General features: G+C 63.2%; 1 protein-coding gene. It reads right to left on the bottom strand.

What is annotated here, in order from left to right; all coding sequences use genetic code 11:
- A partial coding sequence (locus tag AC1D0P_RS30420; protein WP_477680137.1) for a MarR family transcriptional regulator occupies positions 1-239 on the bottom strand: 239 nt, incomplete at its 3' end.
- Positions 240-421 lie beyond the last annotated feature (182 nt).

Here is a 421-nt window from a genome sequence, read left to right as displayed (position 1 = left end):
GGCTGGCCGCGCTGGCCGACGCGCCGGCCCTGCTGGCGGATGAGGCCGGCGCCTTCGAGCTCGGCGGCGATGTTGGACACGGCCTGCACGGTCAGTCCGATCGCCTGGGCGAGCTCCGCCCGCGTGACCGGGCCGGGGCTGCGGCGCACCGCGTCGAACACGGCGCGGCGATTGAGCGCCCGGGTTTGCAGGAGATTGGTGCCGGGGAGGGTGCTTTCGCCCTCCATGCGCAGATTCATGGCCATGCCTTCGCTGAACTTTCCATTGCAGGATAATCAAAATCCGATTAAATAAAAAGTGTTGTATTATTCTGCCGCGCCTGGATGGAGGGCGGCAGGCGGAATTCGCATCTCAAGCCGGCATGAAGGAGACGAAGAGGAGCGGAGGAGCCATCGAGCTTTCTAGTAAGTAACCATAAGGT

This window comes from Polaromonas sp. P1_G2 (genome assembly GCF_056405515.1).
This window is presented reverse-complemented; position numbering and strand designations above follow the sequence as displayed.